The organism is Sulfurospirillum sp. 1612 (assembly GCF_036556685.1).
GTDB lineage: Bacteria > Campylobacterota > Campylobacteria > Campylobacterales > Sulfurospirillaceae > JAADIZ01.
Window position 1 is genome coordinate 2,131,337 of sequence record NZ_CP140614.1, and the last position, 13,180, is coordinate 2,144,516.

Annotated in this window: 15 protein-coding genes and 1 tRNA gene; all 16 read left to right on the plus strand. The window is 37.1% G+C overall.

Going from position 1 to position 13,180, the window contains the following annotated elements; all coding sequences use genetic code 11:
• Positions 1-498: 498 nt before the first annotated feature.
• The 16 genes from soxC to SFB89_RS10855 all read left to right on the plus strand — a co-directional run bounded on the left by soxC (position 499) and on the right by SFB89_RS10855 (position 13,153).
• Positions 499-1,866 carry a sulfite dehydrogenase gene (gene soxC, locus SFB89_RS10780; RefSeq protein WP_331774695.1) on the plus strand — a complete coding sequence of 456 codons (1,368 nt, stop codon included), beginning with the start codon at positions 499-501 and terminating at the stop codon, positions 1,864-1,866.
• The gene (locus SFB89_RS10785) at positions 1,847-2,959 is read left to right on the plus strand and encodes a c-type cytochrome (RefSeq protein ID WP_331774696.1); all 1,113 of its coding nucleotides are present in this window, start codon (positions 1,847-1,849) and stop codon (positions 2,957-2,959) included. Before soxC ends, SFB89_RS10785 begins: the two co-directional genes overlap by 20 nt.
• Before the next feature lie 19 nt (positions 2,960-2,978).
• Positions 2,979-3,347, plus strand: a complete 369-nt coding sequence (gene soxX, locus SFB89_RS10790; RefSeq protein WP_331774697.1) for a sulfur oxidation c-type cytochrome SoxX — start codon at positions 2,979-2,981, stop codon at positions 3,345-3,347.
• A 9-nt stretch (positions 3,348-3,356) separates the two neighbouring features.
• On the plus strand, positions 3,357-3,812 hold the full coding sequence (soxY, locus tag SFB89_RS10795; RefSeq protein ID WP_331774698.1) for a thiosulfate oxidation carrier protein SoxY: 456 nt from the start codon (positions 3,357-3,359) through the stop codon (positions 3,810-3,812).
• 53 nt (positions 3,813-3,865) lie between these two features.
• The gene (gene soxZ / locus SFB89_RS10800; protein WP_331774699.1) at positions 3,866-4,162 is read left to right on the plus strand and encodes a thiosulfate oxidation carrier complex protein SoxZ; all 297 of its coding nucleotides are present in this window, start codon (positions 3,866-3,868) and stop codon (positions 4,160-4,162) included.
• A gap of 32 nt (positions 4,163-4,194) precedes the next feature.
• Entirely contained in the window at positions 4,195-5,103 is a 909-nt protein-coding gene (soxA, locus tag SFB89_RS10805; protein ID WP_331774700.1) for a sulfur oxidation c-type cytochrome SoxA, read from the plus strand.
• A gap of 10 nt (positions 5,104-5,113) precedes the next feature.
• The gene (locus SFB89_RS10810) at positions 5,114-5,428 is read left to right on the plus strand and encodes a hypothetical protein (RefSeq protein WP_331774701.1); all 315 of its coding nucleotides are present in this window, start codon (positions 5,114-5,116) and stop codon (positions 5,426-5,428) included.
• A gap of 12 nt (positions 5,429-5,440) precedes the next feature.
• A complete protein-coding gene (gene soxB / locus SFB89_RS10815) occupies positions 5,441-7,219 on the plus strand; it encodes a thiosulfohydrolase SoxB (protein ID WP_331774702.1) in 1,779 nt (592 codons plus the stop codon).
• A gap of 59 nt (positions 7,220-7,278) precedes the next feature.
• Positions 7,279-8,190, plus strand: coding sequence for an MBL fold metallo-hydrolase (locus tag SFB89_RS10820; RefSeq protein ID WP_331774703.1), 912 nt, complete (start codon positions 7,279-7,281; stop codon positions 8,188-8,190).
• Positions 8,191-8,202: 12 nt separating this feature from the next.
• Positions 8,203-8,646 carry a DsrE family protein gene (locus SFB89_RS10825; RefSeq protein ID WP_331774704.1) on the plus strand — a complete coding sequence of 148 codons (444 nt, stop codon included), beginning with the start codon at positions 8,203-8,205 and terminating at the stop codon, positions 8,644-8,646.
• A 13-nt stretch (positions 8,647-8,659) separates the two neighbouring features.
• Positions 8,660-9,472: a thioredoxin fold domain-containing protein gene (locus tag SFB89_RS10830; RefSeq protein WP_331774705.1), complete on the plus strand. Its 813-nt coding sequence runs from the start codon at positions 8,660-8,662 to the stop codon at positions 9,470-9,472.
• A gap of 173 nt (positions 9,473-9,645) precedes the next feature.
• Positions 9,646-10,734 (plus strand): transglutaminase-like domain-containing protein, encoded by a 1,089-nt coding sequence (locus SFB89_RS10835; protein ID WP_331774706.1) that lies wholly within the window; start codon positions 9,646-9,648, stop codon positions 10,732-10,734.
• Complete coding sequence (locus tag SFB89_RS10840) at positions 10,731-11,312, plus strand: mercuric transporter MerT family protein (protein WP_331774707.1); 582 nt, start codon at positions 10,731-10,733, stop codon at positions 11,310-11,312. The genes SFB89_RS10835 and SFB89_RS10840 overlap by 4 nt, the downstream gene beginning before the upstream one ends.
• Positions 11,313-11,315: 3 nt before the next feature.
• Positions 11,316-11,594, plus strand: a complete 279-nt coding sequence (locus SFB89_RS10845) for a heavy-metal-associated domain-containing protein (RefSeq protein WP_331774708.1) — start codon at positions 11,316-11,318, stop codon at positions 11,592-11,594.
• 40 nt (positions 11,595-11,634) lie between these two features.
• A tRNA-Sec gene (locus SFB89_RS10850) sits at positions 11,635-11,732 on the plus strand.
• Positions 11,733-11,893: 161 nt separating this feature from the next.
• Positions 11,894-13,153: a tyrosine-type recombinase/integrase gene (locus SFB89_RS10855; protein ID WP_331774709.1), complete on the plus strand. Its 1,260-nt coding sequence runs from the start codon at positions 11,894-11,896 to the stop codon at positions 13,151-13,153.
• Positions 13,154-13,180 lie beyond the last annotated feature (27 nt).

Below are 13,180 nucleotides of genomic sequence, written 5' to 3' on the forward strand. Positions count from 1 at the left end.
TATTAATGTCACCAATCTAAGCATTTATTTTTTATTTATCAAAAATAAAATTTTCCTTAGCATATAAAGGGAAAATATAAGTTAAAGTTTATTTTATTTTTAAATATTTTTTTATAACAACCCTCCAACCTAATCTCTTTTAGGCACTTTCAGGCCATATTTTGGTCAACAAAAAATTACCAAGTCATAAATTTCACTTATTTATATTATCGATATAGTCCTATTATAAAAAGAAAAAAAGAAAAAATTTTGCTACTTTTCGTAACGTTTTAAAGAATAAATAAAAATACTTAACACTATAAAATAGTAGTGAAAATATCCTATTTCTGAGGGATACTCCTAAAAACAAGCAATTTGAGTGACGAATAATATAAACTATTTCAAAAAAAAATATTTCACACTATAATGTTTGCTTAAGTTAAATAATGACAAAATTGTGTTGATTTCAATGCTACTTTAACTTTTTTAGTAGTATTGGATATTTTAAAGGAGTTAGAATTGAAGGAAATCAAACAAAACAAAAATTCTTCTTCCTCTACGACAGAATTAGTACAAGAAGTTGCTAGAGATTTAGAAGAGATTCCTAAAGAGAGCAGAAGAAACTTTTTAAAAAGAGGGTTTTTCTTTTCTGTGACAGCAGCAGCTGCTTTAGGTGGTGTAGGCGCTTCAAAATTGTATGCGCAAGATCACGTAGATCCTAAAAATCTACCACCAAACAACCCTCAATGGGGTCTTAAATGGGGTAGAGATGTAAATGCAAACCCTTACGGCGTTCCATCAAAATATGAGAAAAATGTCGTCAGAAGAATGGTGCCATGGCTTACAGCCGATAAAAAAGCATCAGTCAGCTTTACTCCTTGGCAGGATTTAAAAGGTATCATCGTACCAAATGGTCTACATTTTACACGATGTCATGGTGGTGTTGTCGATATCAATCCATTGGAATGGAGACTTTTGATTCACGGTCTTGTAGATAGAGAAGTTGTTCTTACTCTAGAAGACATCAAAAGATATCCAAGTATTAGTGTGATTCATTCATTTGAATGTGCCGCTAACAATGGTATGGAATGGAGAGGACCAGGAATCAACTCACTTCAAGCAACACACGGAATGCTCGCTTGTTCTGAATGGACCGGGGTTCCTTTGAAAGTCATACTTGATGATATTGGATTGAAACCTGAAGCAAAATGGATGTTCCCTGAGGGATCAGATCCTGCTGGTGTTGGTAGAAGTATTCCAATAGAAAAAGTACTCGATGATGCGATGCTTGTTTACGCCATGAACGGTGAAGCACTCAGACCAGAACAAGGCTATCCCGTCAGATTATTCCTCCCAGGTTGGGAAGGGGTACTTCAAATCAAATGGCTCAAACGATTGAAATTTGATACAAAATCTTGGATGGTTCGAGAAGAGAGTACTAAATACACTATGCTCGAAGCTGATGGTCATGCATTGATGTATAACTGGTCTATGGAAGCCAATTCAGTCATCACATACCCTTGCCCTGAACGTGACTTGAAAGGCGTCAAAAAAGGTATGATTATGGTTCAAGGTATTGCATGGTCAGGAAAAGGAACCATCACACATGTTGACATTTCTACTGATGGTGGTATTAACTGGAAACCAGCAAGATTCACCTCTCTTGTCTTACCGAAAGCGGTCACGAGATTTGAAGCAGAAGTAGAATGGGACGGAAAACCGATGATGCTACAAAGTAGAACAACCGATGATACGGGATATACCCAACCAACTGCGGGACAATTAATCGCAGCACGAGGGAAAGAGGCTGTATATCATAGAAATGCTATCCAAACCTGGGAAGTAAAAAGTAACGGGGAGGTAAACGATGTACAAATCTACTCTTAAAATGATCTTATTGGCAAGTTCTGCATTATTAGTGACATCATCTGTATATGCAGCAAAATTAAGTTATACGCCAGCTGATCCAAATCACTATCCATATCCTGATATTACGACAAATAAAAAAGGTCAAAAAATCGGTATTGATGGTGCGATTATCTTGAATCCCGTTATTAATGTAAAAGAAGTTTACAAATCACAATTTAGCGGCAAAAATTTTGCGCTGGGCAAAAAAGCTTCAGCAGCGACACTAAAAGCTTGGAATACTGATGTTCGACCAGATGGAAAAGGACTCCCTGATGGGTCTATGACTGTGGCTGAGGGTGCGCAAGTATTTCAAAACAAATGTGCCTCATGTCATGGTGACTTTGGTGAAGGTGTTGATAGATTCCCTGTCTTAGCAGGTGGAATCGGTACCTTAACACTCCATCCAAAAACCGGTGGTGATCCAGGTCCATTGAAAACAATCGGTAGCTACTTGCCATATATTGCACCAATTTATTGGTATATCCAAACAGCGATGCCACTATCAGCTCCTAAATCATTGACTAATAGTGAAGTATATGGAATCATTGGATATATTTTACAACTTAATGAAATCCAAGTAAACGGTAAAGATATTGAAGACGACACTGTCATTGATAGAAAGTTCATCAAAGCAGTACATTTACCTAATGAAAAAGGATTTGAATACAATAATCTTAGAAAGCCAGATACTCACAATACACGTTGTATGAAAGATTGTATCAAACCATCTATGATGACAGTAATGCACATCAAAACCGATGCGACACAAGTCGATCCAGGCTTTGGTGATGGAAGATACTATTTCCCTCCAAAAGTCAAAAAAACAGCGGCACAAATCGGGAAAAGTGTTTATGAAAATACTTGTGCGGGTTGCCATGGTTCAGGTATTGCCGGTGCCCCAATCTTTGGAGACAAAGCGGCTTGGGCAAAAATTTCAAAGCAAGGCGTAAAAACCATATTTGCCAATGCAATTAATGGATTGAATGCCATGCCACCAAAAGGAGGAGATGCATCGCTTAGTGATGACAGCGTAAAAGATGCGGTCAGATATATGCTAGAAAAAAGTAAATAAATTCAAAAAGGGAGACAACATGGATTTGATTAAGAAAATCGCAGCAGTTGCAATCGTTTCATCTCTATTTTCAACTGCAGTATTTGCAGCGGATCAGAGTGCAATGATAAAAGAAGGGCGAAAAGTTTTTGTAACAAAAAAATTAGGAAATTGTCTGGCTTGCCATTCCGTTCAAGGTGATAATAATATCCCTCAAACCGGAAACTTAGGACCAAAATTGGCAAACTTGGATAAATATCCAAAAGAATATTTGTTTGAGAAAATTTGGGATCCGAACAAAACAAACCCAGTAACAATTATGCCTCCAATGGGCAGAAATCACAAAATATCAAAAGAGCAAGTTAATGCTCTCGTAGCCTATTTACAAGCTACAACTAAAACAAAATAAGGAGAAAATATGGAAAGAAGAAAATTTATAGGTCTTGGGATCTCAGCTGTAGCAGTGGCTGCAATACAAACCGTCTCTAAGGCAGATTTACTAAAAACAAATCCAAAAGCATTTGATGATACAACAACAGAGAGTGCCTTAAAAGATTTATATGGAACATCAACAACAACACAAAATGACAAAGTGAACCTAAAAGTTCCTGATATTGCTGAAAACGGCGCTGCTGTTCCTGTTACTGTCTCTACTACGATTCCAAATGTGAAAACAATGTCAGTAATCATTGATGGAAATCCTAGACCTTTAGCCGTCGCTTGGGAAATTCCAGAGGGCACACTTCCTGAATTCTCAACAAGAATCAAAATGAGAAAAACAGGTAAAGTGATCTTGGTGGTTGAAGATGCAAACGGTAAACTATTTTCTATGACAAAACAAGTCAAAGTTACTGTGGGTGGTTGTGGCGGTTGATGCCATTTTATTGCACACACAAAAAACATTAAAATAAATAAAAGGAAAACAATATGGGAATAAAAGCAATAGCAAAAGCAAAAAATGATATAGCAACAGTAAAATTACTTGTAAAACATCCAATGAGTCCAGGATCAATTGCCGGAGGTAAAAAGCCACCGAAATTCATCACACACCTTACAGCAAAAGCGGGTTCAAGATTGGTCTATGATATGTATCCAACATCAGCAGTTTCAAAAAATCCATACATCAAATTTGCTTACAAAGGAGCAAAAAAAGGTGATGTGATTACTGTTCAATGGGTTGATAACACAGGAGCATCAGAAAAAGCAGATATTAAACTAAAATAGCTACACCAAGTTATGAATTACAAGGAGACAACATGTTAGATAAATTGATAAAGACATCTATAGCAGTCGTTACATTGGGTAGCCTCTTGTATGCGGGTACGTTTAACACTCAAGCAGAAAAAGATAGACTTGCGATGCAAAAATTCTTTTTAAAAAAGTTTGAAAATCCGTTGAAAAACAAAGCTGAATACTTTCCGTATGTCAGTGACGCTGAAATCAAAAAAAATTACATCTATCCTGTAAAATTGGAAGATTTCAAAGATGGTACGGCGGCTTGGTATCGACCGACTAAAGAACAATTAGAAGAGATCAATGCATTCCCTCCATACGACATACCGTTGGATGAAGGAAAAGAATTGTATAACAAGCCGTTTGCAAATGGTAAAACATACTCAAGTTGTTTTCCAAGTCCGGCTATTAAACAAAATTATCCTTACTTTGACACAAAAAGAAATGAAGTCATTACTATTGGTCAAGCAATCAATGAATGTCGTGTAAAAAATGGTGAAAAACCTCTCAAATACGGTAAAGGTGATATCGCAAAAATTATTGCATACATCGCTTACGAATCAAGAGGTAAAGTCATCGATGTAAAAATTCCAAATGCTGCAGCTGAAAAAGCATATGAAGCAGGTAAAAAAGAATTTTACAAACAAAGAGGATATCTAGCTCTTAGCTGTCAAGAATGTCACGTTTTGGGTTCAGGCCAAAGAATTAGAGCAGAAGCGCTCAGTCCAACACTCGGTCAAGTCACTCACATGCCAGTTTATAGAATCAAATGGGGTGGACTTGGAACACTTCAAAGAAGACTTTCTGGTTGTGTTAGAGATACTGGTTCTGAAAAACCTAAGTTGCAATCAAAAATACTTAAAGATCTTGAGTATTTCTTAACCTATATGTCAAACGGTCTGAAATTAAACGGCCCTGACACAAGAAAATAAAGGAGCTAAAATGAAAAAATTAATTTTATCAGTCGCAGCAGCTGCATTTTTATTTTCAGGTTGTGCACAAATGAACTCAAGTAATCAAGGGGCTAGCGCTCAAGAACTGATCAAAACAGCAAAAATGAAATATACCCAAGCGCATAATGAAGATGTCGCTTGGAAAGAGACAAAAAGTTTGATCGTTAAAGCAGAAGCGATGCTTAAAAAATCAGATGAGAAAAAAGCAATCGCACTAGCAAAAGAAGCGATTTATCAGGCAGAAACTGCCATGGCTGAGTCAAGAGAATATGAAAAAACTTGGCGACAAACAGTACCACAATAACAAAGGACAACGATGAGTTCATTAAATAGAAGAGAATTTTTATACATGATGTCACTTTTGGGTTCTTCCCAATTGTTTGCTAAATCACATGAAAAAATTCGAGATTACAATAGTCTTGAAGACTACTATAAGATCAAAAATTTTGGAAATGCTAGATTTATGCATATGACAGATTGTCATGCTCAACTATTGCCGGTACACTTTAGAGAACCAAGTGTTAATCTTGGATTTGACTCAAATTTCGGAAAGCCTCCTCACATCGTGGGGAGCCATTTCTTGAAACATTATGGTATCAAACCCGACACTAGAGCCGCATTTGCGATGACCTGTGTCAATTACGTAGACAATGCAAAAAGATTCCACAGAATTGGTGGCTTTGCGCATATCAAAACATTGACCGATCATCTCAAAAATAGTTTTGGTGCAGATAAAACACTATTCTTAGATGGTGGTGATACATGGCAAGGAAGTGCAACATCTCTTTATACTCGTGGTAAAGATATGGTTGAGGCTATCAACCTTCTTGGTGTTGATGTTTGTACAGGACACTGGGAATTTACTTATAAAGAAAAAGAGATTTTAGAAAATATCAAAGCACTCAAAGCAGACTTCGTTGCACAAAATGTCTTCGTCAAAGAAGAATCATTGATGAACGGTGTCGAAGCGTATGATGAAGACAGCGGTAGAGCTTTTCAACCGTATGTCATGAAACAAATGGGAGACAATAGAATTGCCGTTATCGGACAAGCATTCCCATATACAACGATTGCAAATCCACAAAGATTTATACCAGATTGGTCATTTGGTATCAAACCGGATGAAATGCAACAACTTGTCGATAGTGTTCGCACTAAAGAAAAACCGGATGCGGTTATCGTCATTTCTCATAACGGATTTGATGTCGATAAGAAAATGGCAGAAGTCGTTAGTGGTATCGACTTTATTTTAGGTGGTCATACTCATGATGCCGTGCCTGAAGCGGTACCGGTTAAAAATAGATCAGGCGTCACACACGTCATTAATTCTGGTTCTAACGGTAAGTTTATCGGTGTACTTGATATCGATATCAAGAGCAAAAAAGTACATGACTTTAGATTTACACTATTGCCAGTGTTCTCTGACTTGATTCCTGAAGACCCTAAGATGAAAAAATACATCGAAGATGTCAGAGCACCATTTTTGGATAAACTCACAAAACCACTAGCAACAACCGATGAGCTTCTTTATAGAAGAGGAAACTTTAACGGAACATTTGATCAAATCATTTGTGACGCTCTTCGGGAAGTTAAAGGTGCAGATATCTCTATGTCTCCGGGCTTTAGATGGGGAACTTCCGTCTTACCAGGTGAAGCCATTACCTTTGATGATTTGATGAATCACACCTCTATGACCTATCCTGAAACATATGTCAGAGAAGTAAAAGGGAAAGATTTGCATGCCATCTTAGAAGATGTAGCAGATAACCTCTTTAATAAAGATCCATTCTTACAACAAGGTGGGGATATGGTACGAACCGGTGGTCTTTCTTATACGATTGATCCTATCAAAACCATTGGACATAGAATTACCAATCTTCAACTAAGCTCAGGACATAAAATCGAAGCGGACAAAAGTTATAAACTTGCCGGTTGGTCTACTGTTGGAAGCGCTTCAACAGGTGAGCCAGTTTGGGAGACTGTGACAAAATATCTCGAAGACCATAAGCATATCAAAAACTTGAAGTTAGAGACTCCCGATATCATCGGTGTCAAAAACAATCCAGGGATTGAATTGGCCTTGTACGGTAAATAGTACAACTATCTTAGCAAGATTTATTCTTGCTAAGACCTTCACATACACATAGGAAAACGATGAAAAAAATCACCTTTATCTTGGTATTACCAATTTTTTTATTTGCAAATTTTTTTGCTTTCAAACCAATCACAATAGACAAAGACATCAGTTGTGTCATTGGAGATTATAACCCGCCTCTACAATCAAACAAGGGCTTTGTCTCTAATGTCTGCTATGTCAACATGGGAAATTTTTTGGTGCTTCTAGATGCTGGAGCCACTTATAATTTCGCAAAAGAGCTCAATCAATACATCGAAAAATCTACAAATAAGAAAATCAAATACGTCGTCATTACAAGCTATCATGATGATAGATTATTGGGGGCTTCTTACTTCAAAGAAAAGGGCGTGAAAATCATCGCGGCGAGCAATGTACCGGCTCTTATCAAAACGCACAAAAGTGTTTATGATAGAATTTTGAAACACTTTCCAAAAGATTTGATAGAAAATACAAAAGTTGTGAATCCTGACATTCTTGTAGATAAAGAATACACCATCAAAGGCGACAAAAAATCGCTATTTGTTTACAAACCATCTAAGGCGACACAATCTCCTGCTGATATGATTGTATATAGTCCAAAAGATAGTTTTATCTTTGCAGGAAATACCGTATTCAACGGGAGATTTGTCAACTATGCTAGTGATAGCTCGATGGAGGGATGGATTAAGGCTCTTAATTTCATTAAAGACAAAAAAGCGAAATTTGTCCTTGGGGGACATGGGCGTGAATACGATGCGCACTCTTATAAAATGACACTTGATTATTTGCTGATGTTACGTCAACAGGTCAAAGCAGCCTATGAAAAAGATATCGATCCTGCGGATCTTGACAAAAACATCCACACAGATGCATTTAAAAAGATACCTCATTACCACGAATTATATATGAGAAATGCACGAAATTATTTTGATCAATTAGAATGGCAATAAAGGGAGGGAACCATGATAAAAAAATTGCTACTTATTGTACTTATCGCGACGTTTGCATTTGCAAAAATTGATTTTGCAGAAAATGCACCATCTTTCGACAATCCAAGGCATTGGCTTATTCGGGTCAACAACAGCAACACCGAAAAAGTCAACCACATACTCAATGCTGTCAACAATGTCCTCAAAGGATATCCAGAAGAAGCATTGCATATCGAAATCATCTTCTATGCCAATGGCATTAGAGCCGTGCGAAAAGATTACGATAAAGAGATATTAAAACGCATCAAATCTTTGATGGTATACGATACGATTCGGTTTGTCGTATGTAAAAATACAATGGACACGATGGGATGGCATAAAGATGAGTTTATCAGCGGTGTAGATTATGTACAAATCGGTATTGCCGAAGCAATTGAGCGTGTCGCCGATGGTTGGATTGATGTATCACCATATTAGTAGGAACACCATCATGAGAAATATATTTGTATTGGTCTTTGCGGTTTTATTGGCAAGCCATTTGAATGCAGATTATAAAACAGGAAAGGCCATATTTGCCAAAAAATGTGCATCATGCCATGGAGGTTATATCTCAGCAAAAATTTTAAAGAAAAACTTCTATAAAGATCACAACTCGATGCTTCACCTCACCGCTCCCACCGTCAATATGATTGCGTATGCGATGAAAGACAGTCCCACACATATCGGGGATAGCAGTGATCCGGCTATGCAAAAGATGGAAATGGAGTCTTACTTGCAAGATTATCTCTATCATCCCAATATCAACAACAGTATTTGTGAGCCCGATTTTATCAAATATTATGACAAAAAAGAGAGTATGAAGGGAGAAGTCAGTGAGAAAGAAATCGCTAATATTGTTGACTATATTTATGATTATCGCAAGATGCGACTCTTAGCACATCCAAAGCCTAGAAAAAACTTCTCAGGTACACTCGATTTGCCCACACTAATCGATGAAGCAAAGCGTCAAAACAAGATTCTTCTCGTCGAAGCGATGTCCCAAACGTGTCATTTTTGTAAACGAATGGAAAAAGATGTCTTTTCAAAGCAGCGTGTCAAAGAGGCAATCAAAAAGGATTTTATATTTGAACAAGTCGATATAGAACACATAAAATTGCCACCGCTTTTGCTAAAACATTACCAAAAAATTACACCAAGTTTCTTCATGATTTCACCTGATGGCAAGCTTCTCAACGCATACCCCGGAGCCTGGAAAACCAACGATTTTCTCGAGATACTAAAGGAAAATAAAGCACTTAAATAAGATTTGATTTTTATAATCAAATCTTATTCAGGTCTAATTTATAATTTTAGGATAATATTACAAAAGAATTGCATGATGCTCAAGGCTTGAGCCGACATTAATGTGACACTTTTGATAGGTCCTCACGCTCCTTGTCTCTACAATCATGTAAAATATCCTCCAAGGAACTTTTAATGAAAAGAAGAGAATTTCTAAAGACATCGGCATTAACATTGGGTGCAGTTTCCATACTGCCAAATCAACTTCTAGCCAATGAAAACAGCAGAAGATTTAAAGTCATCTATGATTTTGACATCAAATATGATGAAAAAAATTTCGCGGCAAAACTCTGGAATCCGATTCCTTATGACAGCGACTACCAAAAGGTGAAATTTCTAAAATTCAGCGGCGATTACAACGACTATAACATCAATGAAGAAAATCCATACGATGCAAAAGTACTCTATGCAAGCTGGGACAAAGGCGAAACCAAAAAAACCCTACACATAGAGATGGAAATCGAAACGACGTACCGAAAAGTCGGTTTGAAATTTATCAAAAAAGCAAGTAGCGAAAATCTTCCCATTCCTGATGGCGTCAAAATGTACCTAGAGCCAACCGAACACATCCCAACAACCGGTAAACTCAAAGAATTAGCAGATAAACTAACAAAAAACAAAACCGACCGATTTGATAAAGTCAAAGCGATTTATGACTGGGTGACTTATACCACTTTTAGAGACCCAAAAGTTCTCGGTTGTGGTGTCGGCGATGCTGGCAAGATGGTAAAAAGTGGCTATTTTGGCGGTAAATGTACCGATATCAGCTCCCTTTTTGTCGCCCTACTTCGTGCTTCTGGCATCCCGGCACGTGAGGTTTTCGGCATCCGTCTTGGCAAATCAGAATATTCAAAAGCACTCGGAAAATCTGATGATAAAGGCTTTGCCACTATCTCATCATGGCAACATTGTCGTGCCGAATACTACATCCCAGGGGCGGGATGGATACCAAGTGATCCTGCAGACATCACCAAGCTTGAACTTGTCGAAAAACTAAAATACGATGACAAAAAAGTCAAAGAACTCACCTCAAGATACCTTCACTCTTGGGAGATGAACTGGGTCGGATTCAATCATGCGAGAGATTTCATACTCAGTCCAAAACCAACACAGTTCCCACTCAATATGCTGGGATATCCTTATGCAGAAGCCGATGGTGACACACTCAACTACTACTCACCAAAAACATTTGCATATAAGATAACATCGCAAGAAATCAAATGAACCACGCTATAGATTGTAAGAATTTAGCCTGCCCGATGCCGGTCATCCAAGTCAAAGAAGCCTATGAAAAGCTCGCCGATGATGACCTGCTCGATGTGGAACTAAACTCTTACTCTTCTATAGAAAATGTCAAAAGATTTGCAAAAAAACAAGGTATCTTTTGTCACGTTACATCAAAAACCAAAGAGATGACGGTATTGAGATTAGTCAAAGGCTACAAAGGAGCGCTCGATGAAACCAAAAAAGACCGCTCTTTTTATGCCCTTTTTATCGGCTCACTGATCTCAGCGCTCTTAGCAAGCACGTGTTGTCTCGCACCACTTTTGTTTTTGATTTTTGGCGTGAGTATGGGGTCCTTGTCTTTTTTACAAATTTTTGCACCCTATCATCTGTACTTTTCGCTCTTTTCTGTTCTCATCATCATCTATCTTTGGTATGATTATTTAAAAAGAACAAAAGAGAGACGGATCTGTGCCACAATGCTGTGCAAGCATTACAAACTTTATCTTGGTATCGGTACGTTTTTTGTGGCAATCCTCATCACCTATCCCTATTGGGTCAATTATATATTGGAGTAAATCATGAAATCAATCCTCATCCTCCTTACCCTCGTCTCACTCTCATTTGCTGCTAGCAAAGTCGCCATCATCGATATTTCAGGCATGACCTGTCCGCTTTGCACGAGTGCCATCAAAAAGAGTCTCAAACACACCAAAGGCATACAAAAAGCCAAAGTCTTGCTCAACACACGACAAGCAACTGTCATCTTTGATGATACCATTGCCTCAGAAAAAGAGCTCTTAGGAGCTATCAAAAAAGCTGGATATGATGGAAAAATAAAATCTATAAAAGAGAGGTAAGCTTTTCTTTACAAAAATTCTGCTAAAATTCGAAATATGAGGGGGGTATCTGACCCTGGTGGGCAGTACGGGCTTCAAACCCGATGTCTGGGTAGTTGACTATCTGGAGGTAGGTTCGATTCCTACACCCTCTCGCCAATATCTAATCTAAACAAGTCTAATAAAGTCTAATAACCCCATAAAATCAGGATATTAAAGCTATTTATAATCTAATATACTCTAGAATACTCCAACAAAGTCCAATTTTTTATGTTACAAAATGTATTACATAATTACATACTACGCGAGGATGTTACATTATGCCAAAGATTTCAACTCCTTTAAATATTAAGCAAATACAAAGTGCACAACCAGCAGAAAAAGCTTACACATTATCAGATGGAAAAGGTTTACAGTTGTTAGTTAAACCAGATGGGACTAAAAGCTGGGAATTCTATTATCAAAGTCCAACAAAAAATAAAAGACGAAAAACATCTTTTAGCACGTTCCCAACTGTATCACTAAAAGATGCCAGGGATAAGAGGGATGAGTATAAAGCGTTAATATTTAAAGGAATTGATCCTATAGATTACTTTAAAACATTGAAAATTGAATCCAATTATGAAGAAAATGGCAAGCTAGAAGATGTATTTTACGAATGGATTAAAAAGCAAAAAGAAAGTTTAGCAACCACTACATTTGAGAGAAAAGTTAGATTATTTCAAGCTGATGTGCTTCCCTTCTTCAAAGACAGGCATATATCATCAATTGAACATCCAGAGATTGTAAAAATATTAGAGATGAAAGCTATCCAAGCGCCAGTTGTTGCGCATAGACTCTATACTTATTTAGATAAAATGTGGCGTTATGCTACTATGAAAGGATACTGCAAATTCAATATCGTAGGGAACATAGATAGAGATGTAGTTCTACCCAAAGTTAAAAAGACTCATTATGCAAAAATTACTGATTTTAATGTTCTTGGAGAACTTATCGATGCTCTATATAATTACAATGGGTTTTATAGTACTAAAAATGCATTAAAATTCGTGTTACATGTTCCTCTAAGAGCCTCAAACTTAGTAAGTCTAAAGTGGGAGTACATAGATTTTGAAAAAAGCTCTCTTACAATTCCAAGAGAGTTAATGAAAGTTAGTGATCATAATCTACCAGATTTCACTCTTCCCTTAAGCCAAGAGGCAACAAATATTCTTAGAGAGCAAGAGCTTTTTTGCGAAGATAAACAGTATATTTTTGTAAGTGACCATAATACAAGTTTGCATATAAATCCAGAAACACCTAATCGAGCTTTACAAAGGATGGGATTCAACGACGCCAAAAGAGACAGAAAGCAAAGACTTCATAGCTTTAGAGGAACCTTTAGAAGTTTGGCAAATACTTTCCAGAGAGAACATGGATGTTCCCTTGAAGTAAAAGAAAGAGCACTAGATCATGTAACTGCAAATGCCACAGAAAAGGCCTATACAGATAAATCTAACTACTTTGAAGAATTAAAAATTTTAATGAATTGGTGGAGTAATTATATAGTCAATATCAAAAATATAACTACTCCAAAATAATACACTTAAAAACCTGACAAAAAATTG

What these genes read in the sequence shown, in the direction of transcription:
- SFB89_RS10785 (WP_331774696.1), top strand. Translation starts at nt 1,847, where the DNA reads ATGTACAAATCTACTCTTAAAATGATCTTATTGGCAAGTTCTGCATTA.
- soxX (WP_331774697.1), top strand. Translation starts at nt 2,979, where the DNA reads ATGGATTTGATTAAGAAAATCGCAGCAGTTGCAATCGTTTCATCTCTA.
- soxY (WP_331774698.1), top strand. Translation starts at nt 3,357, where the DNA reads ATGGAAAGAAGAAAATTTATAGGTCTTGGGATCTCAGCTGTAGCAGTG.
- soxZ (WP_331774699.1), top strand. Translation starts at nt 3,866, where the DNA reads ATGGGAATAAAAGCAATAGCAAAAGCAAAAAATGATATAGCAACAGTA.
- soxA (WP_331774700.1), top strand. Translation starts at nt 4,195, where the DNA reads ATGTTAGATAAATTGATAAAGACATCTATAGCAGTCGTTACATTGGGT.
- SFB89_RS10810 (WP_331774701.1), top strand. Translation starts at nt 5,114, where the DNA reads ATGAAAAAATTAATTTTATCAGTCGCAGCAGCTGCATTTTTATTTTCA.
- soxB (WP_331774702.1), top strand. Translation starts at nt 5,441, where the DNA reads ATGAGTTCATTAAATAGAAGAGAATTTTTATACATGATGTCACTTTTG.
- SFB89_RS10820 (WP_331774703.1), top strand. Translation starts at nt 7,279, where the DNA reads ATGAAAAAAATCACCTTTATCTTGGTATTACCAATTTTTTTATTTGCA.
- SFB89_RS10825 (WP_331774704.1), top strand. Translation starts at nt 8,203, where the DNA reads ATGATAAAAAAATTGCTACTTATTGTACTTATCGCGACGTTTGCATTT.
- SFB89_RS10830 (WP_331774705.1), top strand. Translation starts at nt 8,660, where the DNA reads ATGAGAAATATATTTGTATTGGTCTTTGCGGTTTTATTGGCAAGCCAT.
- SFB89_RS10835 (WP_331774706.1), top strand. Translation starts at nt 9,646, where the DNA reads ATGAAAAGAAGAGAATTTCTAAAGACATCGGCATTAACATTGGGTGCA.
- SFB89_RS10840 (WP_331774707.1), top strand. Translation starts at nt 10,731, where the DNA reads ATGAACCACGCTATAGATTGTAAGAATTTAGCCTGCCCGATGCCGGTC.
- SFB89_RS10845 (WP_331774708.1), top strand. Translation starts at nt 11,316, where the DNA reads ATGAAATCAATCCTCATCCTCCTTACCCTCGTCTCACTCTCATTTGCT.
- SFB89_RS10855 (WP_331774709.1), top strand. Translation starts at nt 11,894, where the DNA reads ATGCCAAAGATTTCAACTCCTTTAAATATTAAGCAAATACAAAGTGCA.